This is a genomic window from Plantactinospora sp. CNZ320 (genome assembly GCF_002846275.1).
In genome coordinates, this window is record NZ_PJMP01000001.1 from 5747983 (window position 1) to 5768141 (window position 20159).

At 72.8% G+C, this 20159-nt stretch carries 25 protein-coding genes; 18 read left to right on the forward strand and 7 right to left on the reverse strand.

The features are described from left to right. Nucleotides 1-205: 205 nt before the first annotated feature. Together CLT71_RS25660 and CLT71_RS25665 are read left to right on the forward strand one after the other, a co-directional pair. Nucleotides 206-634, forward strand: a complete 429-nt coding sequence (locus CLT71_RS25660) for a winged helix-turn-helix domain-containing protein (protein ID WP_101369366.1) — start codon at nucleotides 206-208, stop codon at nucleotides 632-634. Between the two features lie 156 nt (nucleotides 635-790). Continuing rightward, nucleotides 791-1657, forward strand: a complete 867-nt coding sequence (locus CLT71_RS25665; RefSeq protein WP_143743618.1) for a hypothetical protein — start codon at nucleotides 791-793, stop codon at nucleotides 1655-1657. 33 nt (nucleotides 1658-1690) lie between these two features. Here the strand turns inward: CLT71_RS25665 and CLT71_RS25670 are convergent, their stop codons facing one another. Continuing rightward, the gene (locus CLT71_RS25670) at nucleotides 1691-2053 is read right to left on the reverse strand and encodes a DsrE family protein (protein WP_101369368.1); all 363 of its coding nucleotides are present in this window, start codon (nucleotides 2051-2053) and stop codon (nucleotides 1691-1693) included. A gap of 25 nt (nucleotides 2054-2078) precedes the next feature. Between CLT71_RS25670 and mtfM the strand changes: the two genes are divergently transcribed. Beyond that, nucleotides 2079-2183, forward strand: a complete 105-nt coding sequence (mtfM, locus tag CLT71_RS38225; RefSeq protein ID WP_278065698.1) for a small membrane protein MtfM — start codon at nucleotides 2079-2081, stop codon at nucleotides 2181-2183. Between the two features lie 115 nt (nucleotides 2184-2298). Beyond that, nucleotides 2299-2892 (forward strand): heme-binding beta-barrel domain-containing protein, encoded by a 594-nt coding sequence (locus CLT71_RS25675; protein WP_101369369.1) that lies wholly within the window; start codon nucleotides 2299-2301, stop codon nucleotides 2890-2892. Between the two features lie 52 nt (nucleotides 2893-2944). Here the strand turns inward: CLT71_RS25675 and CLT71_RS25680 are convergent, their stop codons facing one another. Continuing rightward, complete coding sequence (locus tag CLT71_RS25680; RefSeq protein WP_101371775.1) at nucleotides 2945-3820, reverse strand: aminotransferase class IV; 876 nt, start codon at nucleotides 3818-3820, stop codon at nucleotides 2945-2947. Nucleotides 3821-3895: 75 nt separating this feature from the next. Between CLT71_RS25680 and CLT71_RS25685 the strand changes: the two genes are divergently transcribed. The 10 genes from CLT71_RS25685 (at nucleotide 3896) to CLT71_RS25730 (ending at nucleotide 12198) form a co-directional block, all read left to right on the forward strand. Then, nucleotides 3896-4327: a Fur family transcriptional regulator gene (locus CLT71_RS25685; RefSeq protein WP_199187722.1), complete on the forward strand. Its 432-nt coding sequence runs from the start codon at nucleotides 3896-3898 to the stop codon at nucleotides 4325-4327. 78 nt (nucleotides 4328-4405) lie between these two features. Further along, a complete protein-coding gene (ygfZ, locus tag CLT71_RS25690; RefSeq protein ID WP_101369371.1) occupies nucleotides 4406-5518 on the forward strand; it encodes a CAF17-like 4Fe-4S cluster assembly/insertion protein YgfZ in 1113 nt (370 codons plus the stop codon). 117 nt (nucleotides 5519-5635) lie between these two features. After that, a complete protein-coding gene (locus CLT71_RS25695) occupies nucleotides 5636-6472 on the forward strand; it encodes a beta-keto acid cleavage family enzyme (RefSeq protein ID WP_101369372.1) in 837 nt (278 codons plus the stop codon). A gap of 46 nt (nucleotides 6473-6518) precedes the next feature. Beyond that, complete coding sequence (locus CLT71_RS25700) at nucleotides 6519-7481, forward strand: asparaginase (protein ID WP_101369373.1); 963 nt, start codon at nucleotides 6519-6521, stop codon at nucleotides 7479-7481. Between the two features lie 178 nt (nucleotides 7482-7659). Continuing rightward, complete coding sequence (locus CLT71_RS25705) at nucleotides 7660-8352, forward strand: helix-turn-helix transcriptional regulator (RefSeq protein WP_101369374.1); 693 nt, start codon at nucleotides 7660-7662, stop codon at nucleotides 8350-8352. Further along, entirely contained in the window at nucleotides 8349-9026 is a 678-nt protein-coding gene (locus CLT71_RS25710; RefSeq protein ID WP_101369375.1) for a hypothetical protein, read from the forward strand. The genes CLT71_RS25705 and CLT71_RS25710 overlap by 4 nt, the downstream gene beginning before the upstream one ends. A 101-nt stretch (nucleotides 9027-9127) precedes the next feature. After that, nucleotides 9128-9442 carry a DUF2516 family protein gene (locus CLT71_RS25715; protein ID WP_101369376.1) on the forward strand — a complete coding sequence of 105 codons (315 nt, stop codon included), beginning with the start codon at nucleotides 9128-9130 and terminating at the stop codon, nucleotides 9440-9442. Then, a complete protein-coding gene (locus tag CLT71_RS25720) occupies nucleotides 9439-10323 on the forward strand; it encodes an alpha/beta fold hydrolase (protein WP_101369377.1) in 885 nt (294 codons plus the stop codon). Before CLT71_RS25715 ends, CLT71_RS25720 begins: the two co-directional genes overlap by 4 nt. A gap of 162 nt (nucleotides 10324-10485) precedes the next feature. Beyond that, nucleotides 10486-11223 (forward strand): alanyl-tRNA editing protein, encoded by a 738-nt coding sequence (locus tag CLT71_RS25725; RefSeq protein WP_101369378.1) that lies wholly within the window; start codon nucleotides 10486-10488, stop codon nucleotides 11221-11223. A 60-nt stretch (nucleotides 11224-11283) separates the two neighbouring features. Next, nucleotides 11284-12198 (forward strand): SDR family oxidoreductase, encoded by a 915-nt coding sequence (locus CLT71_RS25730; protein WP_101369379.1) that lies wholly within the window; start codon nucleotides 11284-11286, stop codon nucleotides 12196-12198. 63 nt (nucleotides 12199-12261) lie between these two features. Here CLT71_RS25730 and CLT71_RS25735 read toward each other — a convergent pair whose 3' ends face one another. Continuing rightward, nucleotides 12262-13266 carry a helix-turn-helix transcriptional regulator gene (locus tag CLT71_RS25735; protein WP_101371776.1) on the reverse strand — a complete coding sequence of 335 codons (1005 nt, stop codon included), beginning with the start codon at nucleotides 13264-13266 and terminating at the stop codon, nucleotides 12262-12264. Between the two features lie 118 nt (nucleotides 13267-13384). Between CLT71_RS25735 and CLT71_RS25740 the strand changes: the two genes are divergently transcribed. After that, nucleotides 13385-14221, forward strand: coding sequence for an EI24 domain-containing protein (locus tag CLT71_RS25740; protein WP_101369380.1), 837 nt, complete (start codon nucleotides 13385-13387; stop codon nucleotides 14219-14221). 18 nt (nucleotides 14222-14239) lie between these two features. On the opposite strand, the gene CLT71_RS25745 is transcribed toward CLT71_RS25740, so the two are convergent. Then, the gene (locus CLT71_RS25745) at nucleotides 14240-15256 is read right to left on the reverse strand and encodes a LacI family DNA-binding transcriptional regulator (protein ID WP_101369381.1); all 1017 of its coding nucleotides are present in this window, start codon (nucleotides 15254-15256) and stop codon (nucleotides 14240-14242) included. 116 nt (nucleotides 15257-15372) lie between these two features. After that, nucleotides 15373-16134, reverse strand: a complete 762-nt coding sequence (locus CLT71_RS25750; protein ID WP_101369382.1) for a maleylpyruvate isomerase family mycothiol-dependent enzyme — start codon at nucleotides 16132-16134, stop codon at nucleotides 15373-15375. Between the two features lie 64 nt (nucleotides 16135-16198). Here CLT71_RS25750 and CLT71_RS25755 point away from each other — a divergent pair, with 64 nt between their 5' ends. From CLT71_RS25755 to CLT71_RS25765, 3 genes are all read left to right on the forward strand, one after another. Beyond that, nucleotides 16199-17287: a UDP-N-acetylmuramate dehydrogenase gene (locus CLT71_RS25755; protein ID WP_101369383.1), complete on the forward strand. Its 1089-nt coding sequence runs from the start codon at nucleotides 16199-16201 to the stop codon at nucleotides 17285-17287. Between the two features lie 115 nt (nucleotides 17288-17402). Next, entirely contained in the window at nucleotides 17403-17753 is a 351-nt protein-coding gene (locus tag CLT71_RS25760; protein WP_101369384.1) for a PadR family transcriptional regulator, read from the forward strand. Continuing rightward, nucleotides 17750-18367, forward strand: coding sequence for an HAAS signaling domain-containing protein (locus CLT71_RS25765; RefSeq protein WP_101369385.1), 618 nt, complete (start codon nucleotides 17750-17752; stop codon nucleotides 18365-18367). Before CLT71_RS25760 ends, CLT71_RS25765 begins: the two co-directional genes overlap by 4 nt. Nucleotides 18368-18398: 31 nt before the next feature. Here CLT71_RS25765 and CLT71_RS25770 read toward each other — a convergent pair whose 3' ends face one another. Together CLT71_RS25770 and CLT71_RS25775 are read right to left on the reverse strand one after the other, a co-directional pair. Beyond that, nucleotides 18399-19187: an SAM-dependent methyltransferase gene (locus CLT71_RS25770; protein ID WP_101371777.1), complete on the reverse strand. Its 789-nt coding sequence runs from the start codon at nucleotides 19185-19187 to the stop codon at nucleotides 18399-18401. 89 nt (nucleotides 19188-19276) lie between these two features. Continuing rightward, nucleotides 19277-20056: an SDR family oxidoreductase gene (locus CLT71_RS25775; protein WP_101369386.1), complete on the reverse strand. Its 780-nt coding sequence runs from the start codon at nucleotides 20054-20056 to the stop codon at nucleotides 19277-19279. Nucleotides 20057-20159: the final 103 nt, after the last annotated feature.

The following is a 20159-nucleotide window of genomic DNA, read 5'->3' on the forward strand; positions in this document are numbered from 1 at the left end:
TGGTGATCAATGCCCGATGTCGGCCAGTATCTAGGCAGTAACTAGGCGTGTCTCGGTCAGGAGTTAGCCGGCCGACCTATATCGGTTAGCGTCGTTGTTGACTCGTCCGGTCAAACCCGTTTGGCTAGGGCCCGCAGCCGCGGGGGAGGAGTGGAGCGAGGTGGCAAACGGAGAAGTCCCGCTCGTCGTGTGCGTGTCCACGGATGTGGCCGTACGCGAGCGGGTGATCCGACGACTCGACGACTTCGGCACGGTCGTGATCTGTTCGGACCTGTCCGAGTTGCGGGCAATGCTGTTTCCGATGGTCGGCAATCCGACGGATTCCGGACCGGGGCGGGTGAGCCTCGGTGACCTCTCGGTCGACCCTGGCGGGCACCTGGTCACCTGGCGGGGCGAGCCACTTGCGCTGACCCGGCTGGAACGTGAACTGCTCGCCCGGCTGGCCAGCGCACCACTCGGGGTGTGGACGTACGAGCGGCTGTTCGGGTCGGTCTGGGGCGGCGCCTACCTCGGCGACACAGCCATCCTGCACTCGGCGGTGAAACGACTGCGCCGCAAGCTGCGCGCCGTCGAGGGCGCCCCGCAGGTGCAGACCGTACGCGGGGTCGGCTACCGGCTCGCCCCCGCGCACTGACCCCCGTCCGGGTGGCCCGCTCGCTCCCGCCGCGTTGACCTGACCGCTGTCGTCGTCGGCTCCGTGCCGCATACCGGCCTGACCGCTGTGGCCGGCCTGACCGGTCTGGCCGGCTCGGTGCCGACGTCGCGGCGGCGTCATGCCACCATGGCGGGCGTGAGCCTCGACGCCCCGGCACCGGCCTGGCCCGCTCGGCCGGACCCGCCCACCCCGCCCCGGCAGCGGCGCTGGCTGCTCGTCGGCCTGGTGGGCTGGGGAGTGCTGCTGCTGGTGCTCACCGTCGTCTCGGTCTACCGCGACGAGCCGACCGTGCCGGAGCAGCGCACCATCGAGCAGGCCGAGCCCGTGGTGGACCGGGCGCTCGGTGACCTGATCGCGGCGGCCGGCCCGGACGTCGCCGTCGAGATCGTCGCCGGGCGGGCGCCCGAGGACTGCGATCTCACCCTGCTGCGGGACGGTGCCTCGCTGGAGGCGACGGTCGTGATCTACGCGCCGGACGCGGACATACCGGCACTGCTGGACCGGATCGCCGACCGGCTGCCGGCGACGTACCGGGCCGGGGTCCGGCACAGTGCCGACGGAAGCCGGCACACCCTGCGCGCCGATGCGGGCGAGTTCGTGGCAGTCGAGGGCGGTCGGGTCGGTCCGGGAGTGGTCGAGTTGACCGCCCGGACCGGTTGCCGACCGGTTTCGGGCGACCCGGACGACCGGACCGTCCCGCCGCTGCCACCGGCCGAGCCGGACCCGCTGCGGGTGCTCGCCGCCCTCGGCGCGACCGAGCCGACCCCGGTCGAGCTGGCCGACGCGCGCTGCCCGGGACAGGGCACCACCTGGACCGCGCACGCCGCCGGCCGGGGAACACCGGCAGGTCCGCCGAGCGCCGCGCTGCCCCGGCCGCCCGGCGCCGTCGTGATCGCCGACACCACCGAGCTGTACGTCTACCGCAGCGGCCCGGTCAGCGTGCTTATCGAAAGCGGCGAGGGCCGGATCCGGGTAGCCGTCAGCCGAGGCTGTGACGGCTGACCGAAGTGGCTGACTAGTAGACCAGGTGGCTGACTAGTAGACCAGCGCCTGGGCGCCGTCCGCCATCGCCTCCTCGACGAAGACCGCCGCCCCGGCGATGCGTACCCCGGGAAGCAGGTCGGACTCGCCGATTTCCCGGCGGGCGGCGCACTGGGTGCAGACCGTGACCCGACCGCTGCTCAGGATCACGTGCAGCAGCTCGGCCAGTGGCGCGGAGTGCGGCAACTCGAACTCCTCGGCCCGGCCGGGCAGCGCGAACCAGCTCGACTCGCCGGTCAACCAGAGCGACACGTCGACCCCGGAGGCGACCGCCGTGGCGGCCACGGTGAACGCCTGGGCGCAGCGTTCCGGCGAATCCGAACCTGCGGTGACCTTGACGACCAGGGTACGAGCCATGGCGCCAGCATAGGATCTACCCGTCATGGTTACCGAGATTGGGTTCGTCAGCCTGCTGGTCGCGGGTTTCGGCGCGCTCGCCGGTTACCTGGTGTATCTGGCAGTCAGAATTTCGAGAGGACGTTGGTGAGTGCGAGGAGTGAGCCGGGTTTGCGAGCCCCGCAGTCACGAACGGAAGGGACGTTGGTGAGTGCGAGGAGTGAGCCGGGTTTGCGAGCCCCGCAGTCACGAACGGAAGGGAAACAGTGAGCGACAACCCCATCGAGCCGCCGCCGTGGCTGAACGCACCGCCGGTCGACCCGTACCCGTACGAGGAGACGTACGACCTGCGCAAGGGGCCGGACCTGCACCCGGCGCTGCTCGGCCTGCTGCCGTACGTCGGGCTCTGGCGGGGGCGGGGGCGGGGCGGGTTCCCCAGCATCGAGGACTTCGACTACGCCCAGGAGATCCGGATCACCCACGACGGGCGGCCGTTCCTCTACTACGAGTCGCGGGCCTGGATCCTGGACGAGCAGAGCCGGCCGGTCCGGCCCGCCGGACGCGAGGTGGGCTGGTGGCGGGCCGTACTCGACGCCGACGGCAAGGGCACCGACGAGCTGGAGGTGATGCTCAGCACCCCGACCGGGATCATGGAGCTGCACCTCGGCAAGGTCACCGGTACCCGGGTGGAGATCGCCACCGACGCGGTGCTGCGTACGGCGACCGCCAAGGAGGTCACCGCCGGGCACCGGCTCTTCGGCATCGTGGAGGGGGCGCTGCTCTACGCCCAGGAGATGGCCGCGGTGGGGCACCCGCTCTCCCCGCACCTCTCCGCCCGGCTGACCCGGGTCGGCGGCTGAGATGTAAGGAAGGGCCCCCTCTTATCGTTTTCTGTTGTAGAAGGGCCCCCTCCTAACACTCGAAGCCGAGCAGGTCCCGCAGCGCTGCGGTGTGCGGTGAGGGGGTCAGGGGCAGTCCGTCGAGTTCGCGGATCTCGGCGAGGCCGCGTACCGAGGAGGCGAACCAGACCCCGTCGGCGGTGTGCAGCTCGGCGGGGGTGACCAGTCGGCGGGCCGGCGTCCAGGGCAGGTCGTCGGCGTGTTCGAGCAGCCAGTCGACGGTCACGCCGGGCAGGATTCCGGTCCGCTCGGCCGGCACGGTGCGCAGTTCGCCGCCGGTCAGCCAGACCAGGTTGGCGGTCGGCCCCTCCAGGGCGTACCCGTCGGTCGAGGTCCAGAGCACGTCGTGCACGCCATTGCCGGCGGCCCAGCGCCGGGCGGCCTCGCTCAGCCCGTACGACGTGGTTTTGAGGCCGCCGAGCAGCCACGGGCGGCCGGTGCGGGCGTCGGCGGCGATCCCGAGCGGCAGGGTCGCGACCCGGATGCCGTCCCGCCGGGCCTGCCGGGCGGCGGCCGGCACCCGGGAGAGGGTGGCGTAGACGGTCGGTCCGGTGCCGCTCTCAGGTCCCCGGGTGCAGACCAGCCGCAGCATCCCCTCGGTCTCGGCCGGCCAGCCGGCGCAGGCGGTGTCGAGCAGGTCGCGCAGTTCGTCGGGGTGCGGCAGCGGCAGCTCCAGTACCGCAGCCGAGCGGGCCAGCCGGGACAGGTGCTCCCGGACCAGCCAGGGGCGGCCGGCCCGGACGTGCATCGTCTCGAAGAGCCCGTCACCCCGGAGTACGCCCCGGTCGTCGGCCCGGACGACCGGCTCACCGGGCGGCACCAGCCCTCGACCCAGTACGGCGACGATCGGCTGCTCGCTCGACACGACGATCGGCTGCTCGCTCGACATGCCGCCGAGGGTAGCCATCCCGCCGGAGGTGGGCGCCGGGGAGCCGGCCTCGCCAACCCGAACTATGCTTTGTCGGTGTCGGAATCGTCACTTGCGGAGATGCTGCGTTCCCGCGGACTGCGGTTGACGGCGCAGCGGCAACTGGTCCTCGAAGCCGTGCTGGAGTTGGGGCACGCCACGCCCGAGCAGGTGCACTCGGCGGTCCGTGAGGTCGCTGCCGGAGTGAACATCACCACGATCTACCGGACCCTGGAACTACTCGAACGCCTCGGGCTTGTTACCCATACACACCTGTCCCACGGGTCACCGACCTACCACGCCGCGGGTGAGGACACCCACGTGCACCTGGTCTGCCGGGTCTGCGGGGCGGTGGATGAGGTCGATCCGGAGGTCTTCGGCCCGCTGGCCGAGAAGCTGGCGGCCGAACGCGGCTTCCAGGTCGACATCGGGCACGTGGCGCTCTTCGGCGTCTGCGGGCGGAGCGACTGCGAGGAGCGGCGAGCATGATCGAGACTGCGGGTACGGTGGCCGAGGGGCGGCGAGGATGATCGATATCGCGGGTGCGGTGGCCGAGGGGCGGCAAGCATGATCGACATCGCGGGGGCGGTGGCCGTCGAGGCGATCGACGAGCAGACCCGGGACCAGCCGGAGCCGGAGCACGCGGCGGCCGGGGTACGCCCGGTGGCCGCGCACTACGGCGATCCGAGCCGCGAGCAGCGGCTGCTCGCCACCGACGTCGGCCTGGTCGACCGGTCGCACCGGGGGGTGATCGCCGTACCCGGCACCGAGCGGGCGAGCTGGCTGCACACCCTGACCAGCCAGCACCTCGCGGCGCTCACCGCCGGGCAGGGCAGCGAGCTGCTGGTGCTCTCCCCGCACGGGCATGTCGAGCAGCACGCCATGGTCGCCGAGGACGGCGAGACCACCTGGCTGGACACCGAGCCCGGCGACACCGGCGGGCTGCTCAGCTATCTGGAGAAGATGCGCTTCTTCACCCCGGTCGACCCCCGCGACGCCACCGCCGACTGGGCACTGCTCTCGCTCGTCGGTCCGCGCGCGACCGAGGCGGTCGCCGCGCTCGGCGTCACCGGACTGGCCGAACCGGACCTGCTCGGGGTGCCGGGTCCGAAGTTCGCCGCAGGCTCCGTGCCGCCCCGGCCGACCGTGGTGTACGACGTACGCGCGCTTCCCGGCGGCGGCTGGGCGCGTCGGGTCCGGCTCGGCGTCGACCTACTGGTGCCCCGGCCGAGCATGCCGGAGGTGGTCGACACGCTCACCGCCGCCGGTACCCCGGTCGCCGGACTGTGGGCGTACGAGGCGGTACGGGTGGCGCAGCGGCTGCCCCGGGTCGGCTTCGAGACCGACCACCGGACGATCCCGGCCGAGGTGGGACTGGTGACCACCGCCGTACACCTGGACAAGGGCTGTTACCGGGGGCAGGAGACGGTGGCCCGGGTGCACAACCTGGGCCGTCCGCCGCGCCGGCTGGCACTGCTGCACCTCGACGGGGTGAGCACCGACCAGCTTCCGGCGGCCGGTGCCCCGGTGACCCTCGACGGGCGCGCGGTCGGCTTCGTGGGTACGGCGGTCCGGCACTTCGAACTCGGCCCGGTCGCGCTCGCGGTGCTGAAGCGGTCGGTACCGGACGACGCCGCACTGCTGGTCGAGGGCCAGGCCGCCGCGATCGACCCGGAGTAACCGGCTCCGCCGCGATCGACCCGGCCGAGCAGCCGGCTCCGCGGCGATCGACCCGGAACAGCTGGTCACCGTCTCGGCCGGGATGGCGGCGTGCCGGGTACCGGCTAGGATCCCGGCATGACGGGCACCTTGATCACGGTCGCGCCGACCGGGGCGGAGTCGGCGAAGGCGGAGGTTCCGGCGCTGCCGGTCACCCTCGACGAGCTGGTGGTCACCGCCAAGGAGTGCGAGGCGATCGGCGCGGCGGTGATCCACGTGCACATCCGGGACGACGAGGCCCGGCCCACCCTCGACCTGGGCCGGCTGCGGGAGACCGTGGCCGCGCTGCGGGAGAGCACCGAGCTGATCGTGCAGCTCTCCACCGGGGGTGCGGTCACCGATCCGGAGGCGGACCGGCTCGCCGTGCTCGACGCCGATCCGGAGATGGCCTCCTGCACCATGGGTACGGTCAACTTCGGCGACGACGTCTTCCTCAACCGCTGGGGGTTCATCGTCGACCTGCACACCCGGATGCAGGACCGGGGCGTCGTGCCGGAGTACGAGATCTTCGACCTCGGCCACCTGGCCGCGCTGCGCCGGCTGCTCGACAGGTACGGCCTGCCGGCCGGTGGGCACGTGCACGTCGACTTCGTGATGGGGGTGCCGGGCGGCATGCCGGGCAGCACCGAGGCGCTGGTCGCCTGCGCCCAGGCCCTGCGGGACCTGCCGGAGGGGACGACGTTCTCGGCGACCGGCATCGGCCGGAGCACCATCCCGGTGATGCTCGCCTCGGTCTCGGCCGGCGGGCACCTGCGGGTCGGCATGGAGGACACGACCAGCTATGCCAAGGGGCGTCCGGTGGAGTCCAACATGCAGCTGGTGGCCCGGGCGGTCGGGTTGGCCCAGCTCGCCCAGCGTCCGCCGCTGACTCCGGCGCAGGCCCGGGAGCTGTTGGGACTCGCGGCACAGCGGTGAGGGGTGCCGGGCCGGTACGCCGGCCCGGTGGGTACCGTCCGCGACCATGGGCGAGATCTACGACGGCGGCGTACCGCTGGTGGAGGCGGTCCGGTCGGGCTTCGTGGAGTCCGTGCACCGGGGTTCCGTGGTGGTGCTCGACGCGGCCGGTGCTGTCCGGGCCGAGGCGGGCGACATCCGGGGGCCGGTGTTTCCGAGGTCGTCGAACAAGCCGCTCCAGGCGGTCGCGATGCTCCGGGCCGGGTTGCCGCTGACCGGTGCCGACCTGGCCGTCGCCTGTGCCAGCCACCACGGCGAGGACGTGCACGTCGAGCGGGTCGGTGCGCTGCTGCGGCGTACCGGACTGGAGGAGTCGGCGTTGCGCTGCCCGCCGGACCTGCCACTCTCGGAGCCGGCGAAGGTCGCCCTGCTGCGCGCCGGTGGTGGTCCGTCCCGGCTGCGGATGAACTGCTCCGGTAAGCATGTCGGGATGCTGCTCACCTGTCAGGCGGCCGGCTGGCCGGTGGCGGAGTACTGGCGTCCGGAGCACCCGCTCCAGCAGGCGATCACCGCCGCGATCGAGGAGTTCACCGGCGAGCCGGCGGCGGCGATCGGTGTCGACGGTTGCGGGGCGCCACTGCTCGCCGGCTCGCTGACCGGGCTCGCCCGGGCGTACCTGCGGCTGGTCTCGGCGGAGCCGGGTTCGGCGGCCCGGACGGTCGTGGACGCGATGCGGGCGTACCCGGAGATGGTCGCCGGCACCGACGACGAGGCGTACGACACCCGGCTGATGGCCGCGATCCCCGGGCTGCTCGCCAAGAGCGGTGCCGAGGGGGTGCTCGCGGTGGCGGTGCCCGGGGTCGGCGCGGTGGCAGCCAAGATCGACGACGGCGCCTCGCGTGGCCGGATGCCGGTGCTGGTCTCGGCGTTGCGTCGGCTGTCGGTGGAGGCCCCGATCCTCGACGAGTTGGCCGAGCTGCCGCTGCACGGCGGTGGCGAGGTGGTCGGCGCGGTACGCGCCCGCTGGTGACCGGCGTGGTACGTGCCCGCTGGTGACCGGCGCGGTGACGGTCACGCACCGCTGGCATGCCGCCGTCGACTGACACGCACCGCTGACGCGTCGCCGTCGACTGAGACGTCGCTAACTATTGCTAACTTTCGCAAGCATTCTGCTTGCAGGAGCAAGCGCCGCTGGCTACCGTCGAGGCATGGCCACTCCGAAGGACCTTCCGCGGGACATCGGCGGCTTCATCCGTGACCTGCGCCGCAACGCGAAGATCTCGTTGCGGCAACTCGCCGAACAGGCGGGGGTGAGCAACCCCTACCTGAGCCAGATCGAGCGTGGACTACGCAAGCCGAGCGCCGAGGTGCTCCAGCAGTTGGCGAGCGCCCTGCGGGTCTCCACCCCGGCGATGTACCTCCGGGCCGGGCTGCTCGACGACCGCGAGGGGCAGGGCGTGCTCGCCGCCATCGCGGCCGACCCGGATCTGACGATGCCGCAGAAGCAGTCGCTGAGCCAGATCTACGAGACGTTCCGCCGGGAGAACCTCCGGCACGAGGACGTACCGGCCGAGCCCGGCACCGCCGCTCCGGCCGAGCCCGACACGGCTGTTCTGGTCGAGCCAGGCACCGCTGTCGTGGTCGAGTCCGGCACCGGGGACGTCGCGGGTGGCGTCACGGGTCCGGGTGCCAGCGAGCGGAACCCGGCGGACGCCGTACTCGAATCTGTGGCGGTGACCGAGGCGGGCGCCGCCGCCGCACCACCGACCGAAGCCCGGCCCGGCGCGGGCGCCACGCCGCCGGTCGCACCTACCAGAAGGACCGCCCGGAGGGCGGCCAAGAAGGCCGCGCCGTCGACCCCGATGGTCAGCTCGGCCTCTGACGAGGAGGAACAGTCATGACCCAGCCCCGAACCGCCCGGATCCCCGCCCCGCTCTACGCGGTGGCCGGTGCCGGCGATCTCGCATACCAGCAACTGCGCCGACTGCCCGCCGTGGTCAGCGGTCTCGGCGACGAGGCCACCCGCTCCGAACTGCGGGAGAAGGCAGTAGCCACCACCGCCGAGCTGCGGGAGAAGGCCGCGGCCACCACCGCCGAGCTGCGGGAGAAGGCCGCGGTGACCCTGCGCAACGCCAACGCGGCGAACCTGCGGCACCGCGCCGTCAACCGCGAACTGGACCTCGACGGGCTGCGCGAGGCGACCATCCGCAACGCGGCGGTGGTGGTGGCCGGGGCCCAGGCGGCGCAGGAGCGGGCCGTCGCCGTCTACGGCGAACTCGTCGCCCGGGGCGAGCGGGTGGTCGGTACCGGCGTGGTGCAGGCCGCCGACACCGTCAACGCGGACATGGTCGCCACCGGGACTCCGGCGGTGACCGCCGCGGGGCAGCCGGCGCTGAGCAGCACTCCGCCCGAGGTCGTCGAGCAGGTCAAGGAGGTCGCCGCCGCGACCGAGGCCGCTGGTACGGCCGACGAGACCGCCGGTACCACCTCGGCCAAGGCGGTCACGAAGCGCCGCCCGGCGGCGAAGTCGACCCGCCCGGCTGCCAAGCGCACCCGCCCGGCTGCCGACAAGTAGTCGCCCGCGACCGACAGGCCAGGCATCCGGCGACCGCCGGTGACCTCGGGTGGGTGCGCCAAGTGGCACGTACCCGGGGTCACCGGCATAAGCTTTCCGGCATGGGCACAGCCGCGCCGATCTTCTACACCGACGTCGTCTTCATCATCAACCTGGTGCTGATCGTTTTCGCCCTCGTGACGCAGGGCGTCGCGCTCGTGCACTGCGTCACGCAGCGCTCCGACGCGTTCCCGGCGATCGGCACCCTCCCCAAGGGAGCCTGGGTCGCCATCCTGGCTGTCTGCCTGGTGCTCACCCTGCTGCTCTACCAGCCGATCAGCATCTTCGCGCTCATCGGCATCGCGGCAGCGTTGATCTACCTGCTCGACGTCCGGGTCGGACTGCGCGACCTGACCGACGGCAAAGGCTTCTGGTGAGAGATTTCCGCTGGCCACCGCCGCCCGACGGCGGGCCACGGACGTACGGCCCGGGGCCGACCGCGCCGCGCAGCGGTCGGCCGGCACTGCCCGATCCGGAGACCGAGCTGGTCGCCACCCCGCACGGTGTACGGCTGGAGCGGCTGGTCACCGGCGACGGTGACCCGGTCACCGTCTTCGCGCACGGGCTCGGTACCGGCATCTCCACCACCCGACCGCTGGGCAGCGCGGTAAACGGACGCAAGATCTTCTTCCAGTTCCGGGGACACGGCCGATCGGAGGCTCCGGAAGGCGACTGGAGCTACGCCGATCTCGCCCGTGACCTGCGGGCGATCGCCGATCTCGGTGGCGCCAGCCGGGCACTCGGGATCAGCCTCGGTGCGGGTGCGCTCTGCCGACTCCTCTGGGAGAGTCCGGCCCGCTTCGAGCGGGCGGTCTTCGTGCTGCCGGCCGTACTCGACGAACCGCGTCCGGAGGTGGCCCGGCGGCGCCTCACCGAGCTGCTCGGCGCCGTACGCAGCGGCGACCCGGCCGAGGTGGCCGAGGCGGTCGCCTTCGAGGTGCCACCGGCTATCCGCAACACCCCGGCCGGTTGGGCCTACCTTCGGCAGCGGGTGGACCAGTTGACCCGGGACGGTCTGGCCGCCGGGCTGGCCGAGCTGCCCGGGCAGGTCGCCGTACGGCAGCGCTCGGCCCTGGCAGCGGTCACCGCCCGTACCCTGGTGATCGGCTGTGTCGGCGACGAGCTGCATCCGGTCGCGGTCGCCGAGCAGCTCGCCGAGGCGTTGCCGGCGGCGACGCTGCACGTCTACGACAAGCCCGGCCTGCTCTGGACGCACCGCGCCGACCTGCGCGAGCGGATCTCCGGCTTCCTCAACTGAGCAAGCCGGGTCCCTCGACGGAGCGGCCCGGTTTCCTCGACTGCGCAGCCCGGGTCCCTCGACTGCGCAGCCCGGGTTCCTGGACCGAGGAGCCCGGGTTCCTCGATCGAGCGGCCCGCCGGTGCCACCGAGGTCGGGCCGGCCGGGGTAACGTGGCGAGCCATGGGCGTTTCCCAGCATGGCCGGACGCACCGGCTCGACCTTGCCGACCCGACCCTGCGAGAGTGGGAGTGCACTGTGCTCTCCGCCGATCCCGATCAGGGGATCGTCCTGGACCGGTCGGCCTTCTATCCGGGCGGTGGCGGGCAGCCGCCGGACCACGGGGTGCTGCTCTGGCAGGGTGTGCAGACCCGGATCGTCGGCACCCGCAAGGGCGACGACCTCTACCTGATCCCGGCCGAGGGTGACCCGCTGCCGCCGCCCGGTACGGCGGTGACCGGTGCGGTGGAGGACGAGCGGCGCAGCCTGCTGATGCGTACCCACTCCGGGCTGCACGTGCTCTGCGGCGTGGTGTTCCGGGACTTCGGAGCGCTCGTCACCGGCGGCAACATGGAACCGGGCGAGGCCCGGATGGACTTCAACCTGCCCGAGGTGCCGACCGACTTCAAGGCCCGGCTGGAGGAGCTGGTCAACACCGAGGTCGCCGCCGACCGGGCGGTGGCGGTGAAGGTGCTGCCCCGGGACGAGGCGCTGGCCCTGCCGGACATCATCCGTACCCAGTCCAACCTGATTCCCGCCGACGAGCAGGAGATCCGGATCGTCGACATCGTCGGGCTGGACGTGCAGGCCGACGGCGGTACCCACGTCGGCTCGACCGCCCAGATCGGCAAGGTCCAGGTGGTCAAGGTGGAGAGCAAGGGCCGGGCCAACCGGCGGGTGCGGCTCCGGTTGGCCAACTGAGCCGAGGAAACCCGTAAATCCTGACGCGGGCTGTCAGGATTGGCTGTCAAGGTCGTCCTCATGACAGCAGAACTCACTGGAAAGGTCGCGCTCGTCGCCGGGGCCACCCGGGGAGCCGGCCGGCAGATCGCCGTCCAGCTCGGCGCGGCCGGCGCCACCGTCTACGCCACCGGGCGGAGCACCCGGGAGAAACGCTCGGAGGTGGACCGGCCGGAGACCATCGAGGAGACCGCCGAGCTGGTCACCGCGGCCGGTGGCGTCGGGATCGCGGTACAGGTCGACCACCTCGTCCCCGACCAGGTACGCGCACTTGTGACGCGGATCGACCGGGAACAGGGCCGGCTGGACGTACTCGTCAACGACATCTGGGGGGCGGACCGGCTGATCGGCTGGCACAAGCCGATCTGGGAGCAGGACCTGGACGACGGCTTCCGCACGCTGCGGCTCGCCGTCGAGACACACATGATCACGAGTCACTTCGCACTGCCGCTGCTGATCCGCAACCCCGGCGGTCTGGTGGTGGAGGTCGGCGACGGTACGAAGGAGTACAACGACCAGAACTACCGGCTCTCGGCCTTCTTCGACCTGGCGAAGACCTCGGTGAACCGGCTCGCCTACCTCTGGGCGCACGAGCTGAAGGAGTACGGCGGCACGGCTGTCGCGCTCACCCCGGGCTGGCTGCGCTCGGAGTTCATGCTCGACGAGTTCGGTGTCACCGAGGAGAACTGGCGGGACGCCATCGAGAAGCAGCCGCACTTCGTCATCTCGGAGAGCCCGGCGTACGTCGGGCGGGCGGTCGCCGCGCTCGCCGCCGACCCGGACAAGGCCCGCTGGTCGGGTCAGTCGCTCTCCAGCGGCCAACTCGCCAAGGTGTACGGCTTCACCGACCTCGACGGCAGCCAGCCGGACGCCTGGCGCTACATGGTGGAGGTGGAGGCCACCGGCAAGCCCGCCGACGCCACCGGCTACCGCTGACACCCTCGGGGGTGTAAGGAAGGGCCCCCGCTACAACAGAAAACGATATGCGGGGGCCCTTCCTTACACGTCAGCGGCGGCTTGGCGCGGGTTATGGGGGGCGCCGTCGTAGAGGCGGGCCAGCCGTCGGGCTGCCGAGGCGAGCCGGGCGCGTAACTCGGCCGGCTCCAGTACCTCGACCTCCGGGCCGAGGCTGAGCAGTTGGCCGTACGCGACGTCGGGGGACTCGACGGGCAGCCGGGTCACCACCCAACCCTGCTCGTCGGGCTCCCCGGCGTTCGCCTCGGCCTCGAGTACGGCCGGCGGCTCGGTGACGAACCGCAGGGCGTACCGGCCGGCGGGGCTGAGCCGGACCGTGATCTCCTCGCGCAGCATCTGCCGGACGAACCGTTCCGCCTGCTCGGCCCAGTACCCGGCCAGCTCGAACGAGTCGTCCCGGGTGAACGTCTCCGCGCCGACGGTCACCCCGGTCATCCTGTCCACCCGGTAGGTGCGGTGCGCCGTGCCGACCCGGGCCACCAGATACCAGGCGCCGCCCTTGCACACCAACCCGTACGGCTCGACGGTCCGGGTCACCTCCCGCTCGCCCCGGCGGTAGCGGAACTCGACCGTCCGGTCCTGCCACACCGCCTCGGCCAGTTCGCTGAGCCAGGGCGGCGGATCCGCCGTCCGGAACCACCCCGGCACGTCGAGGTGGAACCGCTGCGCCACCCGGGTCGACGCGTCCCGCAGCCCGCTCGGCAGCGCGGCGAGCACCTTCAGTTGGGCGGTCGCCACCACGTCGGCGAGACCCATCTCGCCGACCGGGCCGGGCAACCCGGAGAGGAAGAGCGCGTCGGCCTCGGTCCGGCTCAGCCCGGTCAGCCGGGTCCGGTAGCCGCCGAGCAGCCGGTAGCCGCCGGCCCGTCCCCGGTCGGCGTAGATCGGGATGCCGGCGGCACTCAGCGCCAGTATGTCCCGGTAGATCGTCCGTTCCGAGACCTCCAGTTCCCGGGCGAGTTCGGCGCCGGTCATCGACTCACGGTTCTGCAACAGCAGGACCAGGGAGATCAACCGGGCGGCGCGCACGCGTCCCATCCTGCCCGGCCGCGCCGAGACCCGTTCCGCCGGTGGCACCACGTTGCCGGACCGGCGGGTACCGCGTCGTCGTGCCGGAAAGGCGGAGCGGCCGATAGGCTCTCCGGTCGTGCAGACCCCCACCCCCGCCGAGCCGCGCCCCCGGCGGGCCGGCTCGTTCCTCTCCGCGTTCGGTTCCGGCGTCGGGCTGCTGTTCCGGGGACTCGCCGTCTACGGTCGCAGCCCAGGGCTGGTGCTGCTCGGCATCGTGCCCGCGGTGATCTCCGGGGCGCTCTACCTGGCCGGCCTCGGCACGCTGATCTACTTCTCCGACGACCTCGCGGCGCTGATCACCCCGTTCGCCGACGACTGGTCGGACGGGGCGCGCCAGGCTCTCCGGCTGGTCGCCGGGCTCGCCCTGTTCGGCCTGGGTGGCCTGCTCGGGGTACTCACCTTCACCGCGATCACGCTGGTGATCGGTGACCCGTTCTACGAGAAGATCTCCGAACGGGTGGAGGAGCGCTACGGCGGAGTGCCGGGCGAGGTCGAGCTGCCGTTCTGGCGCTCGCTGCGGCGCAGCATCGCCGACGCGCTGCGGCTGCTCGTCCGGTCGGTGCTGTTCGGGGTACCGCTCTTCGTCGCCGGGTTCGTGCCGATCTTCGGGCAGTTCGTCGTACCCGTGATCGCCGCGCTGGTCGCCGGCTGGTTCCTCGCGATGGGCCTGGTCGGGGTGCCGTTCCAGCGGCGCGGTCTCCGGGTGCCGGACCGGCGGCGGGCGCTGGGTGCGAACCGGCCGATGACCCTGGGCTTCGGGGTGGCGGTGTTCCTCTGCTTCCTGATCCCGCTCGGCGCGGTGCTGCTCACCCCGGCCGCCGTCGCCGGAGCCACCCTGCTGGCCCGCCGATCCCTCGGTGAGTCGATCGACCGGCGCGACCGGACGGGTGTGACAGCTGCCGAGGTCGGCTGACCCGACGCCCGGAACCGGTCAGGCGGAGGCGCGCAACACGAGTTCGGTGGGGAGCAGGACTGTCGGCTCGATCCGCTCACCGGCGGCGAGCCGGAGCAGTTGCCGGGTCATCGTCCGGCCCAGATCCTGGATCGGCTGCCGTACGGTGCTCAGCGGCGGGTCGGTGTAGCCGGCCAGTTCGATGTCGTCGAAGCCGATCACCGCCACGTCCTCCGGCACCCGGCGACCCGCCTCGCGCAGCGTACGGAGTGCGCCGTGCGCCATCAGGTCGGAGGCGACGAAGACGGCGTCCAGGGTCGGGTCCTGGGCCAGGAGCTGCCGCATCGCCACCGCCCCGGACTCCCGGGTGAAGTCGCCGACCGCCTCGACCGGCCGCCGTCCGGCCTCCCGGAGTTCGGCGCGGTAGCCGGCGAGCCGGTCGATCCCGGCCACCATGTCCTGTGGGCCGGCGATGGTGGCGATCCGCTGCCGGCCGGAGTCGAGCAGGTGCCGGACCGCACCGCGTACCCCGGCGACGTGGTCGACGTCGACGTAGGGCACCAGTCCGGGGGGCTGGCCGAGCGGGCGGCCGCTGCACACCACCGGCAGTCCCGCCTGGGCGAGTGCTCCGGGCAGCGGGTCGGCACCGTGCAGCGAGGCGAAGAGTACGCCGTCGACGTGCCCGCCCATCGCGTAGCGCTCGACCCGCTCGTGGCTGGCAGCCGACTCGGCCAGGGTCAGCACGAGCTGCTTGCCGGCGGCCTCGAGCTCCCGGCTGACCCCGAGGATGATCCCGGGGAAGACCTGGTCGTCGGAGAAGACCCGGGTGGACGCCTCCGGCAGGATCAACGCCACCGAGTCGGTCTGCTGGGTCACCAGGCTGCGCGCCGCGAGGTTGGGGACGTAGCCCAGCTCCCGCACCGCCCGCCGGACCGCCTGTTGGATCGGCTCGGCGACAGTGGTCGAGCCGTTCACCACCCGGGACACGGTGGCCCGGGACACCCCGGCCCGTTGAGCCACCGCCTCCAGCGTGGGCCGCGCGCGGGTCACCGCCATCTCCGCTCCTCAGCTCAGCCGCCGGGGAAATGGTTCCACGCGCGCCTGAAGGTCAACAACCCCGTCGCCGGGGTGCCGGGCCGGGGCCGGTCAGCGATTGCCGGGCCGGGTGCCGGTCAGCCGATCCGCAGCCCCTGGAGCAGTCCGGCGTCGCCGGCCACGTCGAGGGCGTCGAAGCCGAGCCGCCCCCAGAGGGCGAGCAGCAGGTCACTGGCGGTACCCGAGATCTGTGCCCGGGCGTGGTGGTCGTCGCTGTCCAGGATCGTGTCGGTGTCCAGCAGGGCGACGCCGGCACCGCGCAGCCGCAGGTACCACTCCTGCCCGGCGTCGGTCGCGACCAGGTGGACCACCCCGTGGAACTGCTGCTCGGTGGCGCGCCGGCCGGCCGGCAGGTGGGTGTCGAGCACCTCGCCGACCCCGTCCGCCGCGAGCTTCGCCTCGATCGGCTCCCCGGCGGCGACCGCCATCTGCGCGTCCCAGCGGTGTACGGCGGTCTCCAGCGCCATCCGGCGGTGCCAGAACCCGGCCTTCTTCGGCTGCGGCGCGTAGTTCCAGGCCGGCGCCTCCGGGTCGACCCGGTCCAGCACGGCCATGAGCTGGTCGAACTCCTGCCGCCACCACTCCAGGACCGCCGGTCCGGTCGGCAGGCCGTCCGGGACGGTGAGCGGATCGGCCCGCTCGGTGCTGCCCCGGCTCACGATGCCCCGGGCCCGGGCGTAGACCGACCCGAGATGGTGCACCAGATCGGTCATGCTCCACTCGGGACAGGACGGCACCCGGATGTCGAGCGGCGCTTCGGCGACCGTGGCGCCGAAGGTCGGCCCCTCGGCGCGGAGCGCACCGATCCAGAAGTCCTTCGTGCCGTGCAGTCTGCTCATGACGATCCTCCCGTGCCACCGGGCCGCCACCGGCCGGGCTGTCTCTCAGCCTAGGGTGAATGCTGTGCCAGACGTTAACGCCCGCCCGATAACCGCCGCCGACCCCGCCGATCCCGCACGATTGGCCGGTTATACGACCCTGCGGCTCGGCGGCGCGCCCCGGCGACTCGACACCGCCACCCGAACGGATGAGATTCCGGCGAAACTGCGCGAGGCCGAGCTGCGGGCCGAACCGGTCCTGGTGCTGGCGGGCGGCAGCAACGTGGTCGTCGCGGACGAGGGCTTCCCCGGCACGGTGCTGCTGGTCCGGTCGCGCGGCTTCGAGGTGGTCGCCGAGGACGAGGCGTCGGTCACCATCCGGGTGGCGGCCGGCGAGCCGTGGGACGACCTGGTGGCGGCGACAGTCGAGGCCGGCTGGTCGGGGGTGGAGTGCCTCTCCGGCATCCCCGGGTCGGCCGGCGCCACTCCGATCCAGAACGTCGGGGCGTACGGGCAGGAGGTGGCGGAGACGGTCGCCGGGGTCGAGGCGTACGACAGGCACACCGGCGAGGTGGTCCGGATGAGCGCCGCCGAGTGCGCCTTCGGGTACCGGTCGAGCGTCTTCAAGTACAACGACAGGTGGACTGTGCTCACCGTCGACTTCCAGCTGCTCCGCTCGACGCTCTCCGCCCCGGTGCGCTACGCCGAGCTGGCCCGGGCGCTCGGGGTCGAGGTCGGCGACCGGGTGCCGCTGGCTGACGCCCGAACCGCCGTACGCGCGCTGCGCGCCGGCAAGGGCATGGTGCTGGATCCGGCCGACCCGGACACCCGTTCGGTCGGGTCGTTCTTCACCAACCCGGTGCTGGACGCCGGGGCGTACCAGGCGCTGCGGGAGCGGGCCGCCGGGCTCGGCGAGCCGCCGTCCTGGCCGGGCGCGGGCGGCACGGTGAAGGTCAGCGCCGCCTGGTTGATCGACAAGGCCGGTTACCCGAAGGGCTACCGGGGGCCGGGCGGGGTGGCGATCTCCTCGAAGCACACGCTGGCGCTCACCAACCGGGACGGTGGCTCGACCGACGCCCTGCTGGCGTTGGCCCGGGAGATCCGCGACGGCGTGTACGACCGGTTCGGTGCCACCCTGCACCCGGAGCCGGTGCTCGTGAACTGCACCCTCTGAGGTTCCACAGCCTGCCCGACCGGCCCGCCCGACCTGGGGCCCTCTGGCGGCATGGTTCCTTGCGGTGCAAGGTACCATGTGGCGCATGGTCACCGTTCGTGCCGGGCGACGCTAGATGGCGGCGGCCGGACCCGAGGCGCTGCCCGGCCAACTCCGCCGCGGCACGTTGGAATACTGCGTGCTCGCGCTGCTGCGACCAGGCGAGCGTTACGCCCTCGACCTCGTCCGCGAACTGGGCGCGGTCGACGGCATGGTGACCAGCGAGGGCACCATCTACCCGCTGCTGTCGCGGCTGCGCCGGGACGGGCTGGTGGAGACCGCCTGGCAGGAGTCGCCCAGCGGGCCGCCCCGCCGCTACTACCGGCTCACCGCCGCCGGGCGGGAGCGGCTCGACCAGTTCGTCGGTGAGTGGATCCGGTTCCGCGACGCGGTGGATTCCCTCGTCATCCCGAAGGAGACCGCATGAGCCCGACCACCCCCGACGCGCTCGTCCGCCGCTACCTGCGCCGGTTACGCGCCGAACTGGCAGCACTGCCCGCCGACCGCCGGCAGGAGGTGCTCGACCAGATCGCCGAGCACATCGCCGTACGCCGGGCGGAGCCGGACGGGCAGAGCCTGGCCGAGGTGCGCGCGATGCTCGACCGGCTCGGCGATCCGGCGAGTCTCGGCGCCGACGCCCGGGAGCGGTTCGGCGTGCCGCCCCGCCGCCGGGGTCCGCTGGAGACGCTGGTGCTGCTCTGCTGCGGCATCGGCCCGTTCCTGGTGCTGCTCCCTGCCGTCGCCCTGCCCTCCGGGCCGGTCCGGCCGTGGCACGTCGTCCCGGTCGCCGTCGCCGCGCTGCTCTGGCTCTCCCGGTTCTGGCCGGTCCGGGACAAGCTCACCGCCACCGCGATGCTGCTCGGCTGCGCCGCCGTCTTCGTCCTGCTCGACCTGGCCGGTTTCCAGGACACCGGGCTCGGCTCGCTGGCCCTGCTGTTGGTGGCGCTCTTCGTGCCCTTCGGCGCCGCCACCTGCTATCTGGCGATCCGGACGGCCCGGCTCGGCGCAGCCGCCCCGCCGGCCCGGCTCGGCACCCACTGAGCCGGGCGGTAGCCCGTGCAGCGTGGACGGGCTAGCGTGCCGTCTCCGGTCCGAGGGCGTCGGGTGGCGCCACCGCCGACCAGGGCACTGTCACCTCGCCGAGCCGCCACCGCGCCGGCCGGTCGAGTACGGGCCAGCCGGCCGCGCGGACCGCTTCGACAGTACGCCGCCAGCGCTGCCGAGGACCGAAGGTGGCGTACGGGGCCGCGTCCCGCCAACCCTCCTCAAGCGCCCGGAGCAGTGCGTGTACGCCGGTACCCGGCACGTTGTGGTGGATCAGCGCCTTGGGCAGCCGCTCGGCCAGTGAGGCTGGACTGTCCAGTGTGGAAAGCCGGGCGGCCAGGGTCAGCGACCGGGGGCCGGTGGCGTCGACGAGCAGCCAGCCGGCCAGCCGACCCAGCTCGTCACATGTCCCCTCGACCAGTACACCGCCCGGTTGCAGCGCACCGGTCATCCTCCGCCACGCCGGGACGACCTCCGGTTCGGCGTACTGCCGGAGCACGTTGAACGCCCGGACCAGCACCGGGCGGAGCCCGGCCAGCTCGAAGCCGCCCCGGCCGAAGGCCAGTCCCGGCGGATCGGCGGCGGGGGCGGCGGCTTCGACGCGTACCGGATCGATCTCCAGCCCGACCACCCGGACGTCCGGCCGGACGGCGGTGGCCAACCGGTCCCGCAGCTCCACCACGGTGACCGGACTGGCGCCGTAGCCGAGATCCACCACCAGCGGATCGGCGGCGTCCCGGAGCAGGTCGGCGCAGGTCGCGGCGATCCAGTTGTCCACCCGGCGCAGCCGGTTGGGGTTGGTGGTGCCCCGGGTCACCGCACCGACCGGGCGCCCGGCACCGCCCGGGCCGGCGGCGGCGTCCGGGTTTCCGGCGGCGGCGTTCGGCCGCCGTGGCGGCACCTGGCTCACCGCCCGCTGTCGGTCCCGACCCGGTGCACCTTGTGCTGGGCCGCCTGGGCCAGCGGCCGGACCACCAGCCGGTCCACGTTGACGTGTTGCGGCCGGGTGGCACACCAGGCGATGCAGTCGGCGATGTCGTCGGCGACCAGCGGCTCGGCGACTCCCGCGTAGACCGCCGAGGCCCGCTCGGCGTCGCCGTCGAACCGGACCAGCGCGAACTCGTCGGTCCGGACCAGACCCGGGTCGATCTCGATGACCCGGACCGGCCGTCCACAGAGTTCCAGCCGCAGCGTCTCGGCCAGCGCCGTCTGGGCGTGCTTCGCCGCCGCGTAACCGCCGCCGCCCTCGTAGACGATCAGGCCGGCGGTGGAGCTGAGCACCACCACGGTCCCGGCGCCCGAGGACTCCAGGGCGGGCAGCAGCGCCTGGGTGACCCGGAGCGTGCCGAGCACGTTCACGTCGTACATCCACTGCCAGTCGGCGACCGAGCCCGACTCGATCGGATCCAGCCCGCGCGCGCCACCGGCGTTGTTCACCAGCAGGGTGATCGGCCCACCCAGCTTCCCGGCGGCGGTGGCCAGCTCCGCGACCGACTCGTCGGAGGTGACGTCGCAGGGCTGCGCGGTCGCCGTACCGCCGGCCCGGCGGATCTCGTCGACCAGGGCGTCCAGCCGGTCGGTCCGGCGGGCGGCGGCGAGCACGGAAAAGCCCTCGGCGGCCAGCCGGCGGGCCGTGGCGGCGCCGATCCCGCTGGACGCTCCGGTGACGATCGCGACAGGGGTCATCGGGACATTCTGGCCCAAGCCCTCCCGATGCCGTGGCCTGGACCCGAATGAGGTCGGTCACCTCGCCGGACGCCCGGACGATTGGCTGTGGCCCGATCGGGAA

Excerpts from the sequence above, each read along its gene's own strand:
- CLT71_RS25670 (WP_101369368.1), bottom strand. The coding sequence starts at position 2,053 with ATGGCTCGTACCCTGGTCGTCAAGGTCACCGCAGGTTCGGATTCGCCG.
- mtfM (WP_278065698.1), top strand. The coding sequence starts at position 2,079 with ATGGTTACCGAGATTGGGTTCGTCAGCCTGCTGGTCGCGGGTTTCGGC.
- CLT71_RS25680 (WP_101371775.1), bottom strand. The coding sequence starts at position 3,820 with ATGTCGAGCGAGCAGCCGATCGTCGTGTCGAGCGAGCAGCCGATCGTC.
- ygfZ (WP_101369371.1), top strand. The coding sequence starts at position 4,406 with ATGATCGACATCGCGGGGGCGGTGGCCGTCGAGGCGATCGACGAGCAG.
- CLT71_RS25695 (WP_101369372.1), top strand. The coding sequence starts at position 5,636 with ATGACGGGCACCTTGATCACGGTCGCGCCGACCGGGGCGGAGTCGGCG.
- CLT71_RS25700 (WP_101369373.1), top strand. The coding sequence starts at position 6,519 with ATGGGCGAGATCTACGACGGCGGCGTACCGCTGGTGGAGGCGGTCCGG.
- CLT71_RS25705 (WP_101369374.1), top strand. The coding sequence starts at position 7,660 with ATGGCCACTCCGAAGGACCTTCCGCGGGACATCGGCGGCTTCATCCGT.
- CLT71_RS25710 (WP_101369375.1), top strand. The coding sequence starts at position 8,349 with ATGACCCAGCCCCGAACCGCCCGGATCCCCGCCCCGCTCTACGCGGTG.
- CLT71_RS25715 (WP_101369376.1), top strand. The coding sequence starts at position 9,128 with ATGGGCACAGCCGCGCCGATCTTCTACACCGACGTCGTCTTCATCATC.
- CLT71_RS25725 (WP_101369378.1), top strand. The coding sequence starts at position 10,486 with ATGGGCGTTTCCCAGCATGGCCGGACGCACCGGCTCGACCTTGCCGAC.
- CLT71_RS25730 (WP_101369379.1), top strand. The coding sequence starts at position 11,284 with ATGACAGCAGAACTCACTGGAAAGGTCGCGCTCGTCGCCGGGGCCACC.
- CLT71_RS25745 (WP_101369381.1), bottom strand. The coding sequence starts at position 15,256 with ATGGCGGTGACCCGCGCGCGGCCCACGCTGGAGGCGGTGGCTCAACGG.
- CLT71_RS25750 (WP_101369382.1), bottom strand. The coding sequence starts at position 16,134 with ATGAGCAGACTGCACGGCACGAAGGACTTCTGGATCGGTGCGCTCCGC.
- CLT71_RS25760 (WP_101369384.1), top strand. The coding sequence starts at position 17,403 with ATGGCGGCGGCCGGACCCGAGGCGCTGCCCGGCCAACTCCGCCGCGGC.
- CLT71_RS25765 (WP_101369385.1), top strand. The coding sequence starts at position 17,750 with ATGAGCCCGACCACCCCCGACGCGCTCGTCCGCCGCTACCTGCGCCGG.
- CLT71_RS25775 (WP_101369386.1), bottom strand. The coding sequence starts at position 20,056 with ATGACCCCTGTCGCGATCGTCACCGGAGCGTCCAGCGGGATCGGCGCC.